Annotated in this window: 2 protein-coding genes; both read right to left on the reverse strand. The window is 63.3% G+C overall.

Annotated elements, in window-relative coordinates; translation table 11 throughout:
- A partial coding sequence (locus J0I64_RS08715; protein ID WP_291407198.1) for a sigma-70 family RNA polymerase sigma factor occupies positions 1-632 on the reverse strand: 632 nt, incomplete at its 3' end.
- An 81-nt stretch (positions 633-713) separates the two neighbouring features.
- Positions 714-1,586 (reverse strand): alpha/beta hydrolase, encoded by an 873-nt coding sequence (locus J0I64_RS08720; protein ID WP_291407200.1) that lies wholly within the window; start codon positions 1,584-1,586, stop codon positions 714-716.
- Positions 1,587-1,800 lie beyond the last annotated feature (214 nt).

Here is a 1,800-nt window from a genome sequence, read left to right on the forward strand (position 1 = left end):
CGGCCGAGATCGAGGCCGCGCTGCGCTGCGCGCTCATCGACGGGCTCGGCCTGAAGCCGCGCACCGCGTTCGGCCCGCTCCGCGCCGCGCGGCACTTCATAGGGCACGCCGGCATCGGCAATGGTGCGCTTGGCCCGCACGATGCGCTGACCGATGGTGGTGTCATTGGCAAGGAAGGCCCGGGCTATCTCTTCCGTCGTCAGCCCGCCGATCAGCCGCAGCGTCAGCGCGACGCGGCTTTCGGCCGGCAGGATCGGGTGGCAGGAGGTGAAAATCAGGCGCAGGAGATCGTCGCCGACGTCGTCGTCCATGCTTTCATGGATGGCGGTTTCGGCGTCCGGCACCTCGTCCTCCATGATGCGGCCGACTTCCTCGAGCTTTCCCGTAGCCATCTTGCGGTGGCGGAAATAGTCGATGGCCTTGCGCTTGCCCGCCTGCATCAGCCAGGCGCCCGGATTGCGCGGCACTCCGGTTTCCGGCCAGTGCTTCAGCGCCGCCATTAGCGCGTCCTGCGCCAGTTCCTCGGCCAAAGAAATGTCGCGCACGAGCCGCGTCAGGCCGGCGATCAGCCGTGCCTGTTCCACGCGCCAGACGGTCGCAATGGCCTTGTCGGTTTCCTGGCGACTGCTCATCGACCCCTCCACTTCGCTGCTGAAAGTGCCAGCGAAGTGGCGTGAGGAAAAGGCCGGAGTGACATCTGGCACCGGTTCCGATCATTGATCGAACATGCCTTTGGGCGTTTCGCCCTTGAGGAAGGGTTCGATAAAGCCCATCAGCAGGTCGACCTGATCGATCACAGCCGTGTGCGAGGTCGCCGGCAGGATGGCGAGGCGTGAGGCGCCGAGCGGCTTGCCCATGTCGCCGGGTTCACCGCCGCCAAGCAGGCGGAACATGCTCACGAGATGTTCGAGCGTCATCATGTCCGCATCTCCGGCGATGATCAGCACCGGCGACTTCAGCGCCTTGACCTCCTCGCCCCAGGCAAGTGGCTCATGTTCCAGTGCGATCATGCGTTCCACGAAAGGCCGGAAACCATCGGGATTGGGCGCATACTCTTTCCAGGCGTCTTCCATGGGCGAGCCGATGAACATTTCGGGCACCATGGTCGGGATCATTTCAAGAAAAGCCGGCTGGGCGCCTTCCATGTCGTAGCTCACCGAGGCGGTGATCAGCTGGTCGACTTTTTCGGGGTGGTCGATGGCCAGTCGAAGCCCCGCCGCAGCGCCCATGGAATAGCCGAAGACATCGGCCTTCTCGAGACCGACCGCGTCCATGAAGGCGGCGACGTCGCTGGCAAGATTGGGGTAGGTGACCGGGCGGTCGATATCTTCCGTCCGCCCGTGCCCCTGAAATTCGATGGCGTAGACCTTGTGGTGTTCGGCCAGCGCCGGAATGATCCCACCCATGGTCGGGATGTTCATATAGGCGCCGTGCAGCACGACGATCGGATCGCCCGATCCTGAAACCTCGTAATACATGCGCATGCCGTTGACCTCGGCAGAGTCGCCTTTGACAGCTTCCCCGGCAAAGGCGCCGGCGCTGGCAACGAGGGTAATGGTCAGGGCAGTCAGTGTCGAACGCATCATGTCCGGTCTCCCAATGGCGCCACCGGCGCTTTCATCGAGACGACGACTGGCCTCAGGCCGTTTCGACAGGGTTGGACAAATTCTGCCTCAAAAAACAAAAAGCCCCACGCGATGCGTCGCGCGGGGCTTTTTGTTGCTGTCGTCTGAAATCAGGCGACGTTTTCGCTGTAGGCATCGGACTCATCGGGCTCGCGCAGCACATAGCCGCGGCCCC

The organism is Devosia sp., from assembly GCF_017307565.1.
Lineage (GTDB): Bacteria > Pseudomonadota > Alphaproteobacteria > Rhizobiales > Devosiaceae > Devosia.

Bases quoted from the DNA above. Each gene is read 5' to 3' on its own strand.
- J0I64_RS08720 (WP_291407200.1), bottom strand. From the start codon at position 1,586: ATGATGCGTTCGACACTGACTGCCCTGACCATTACCCTCGTTGCCAGC.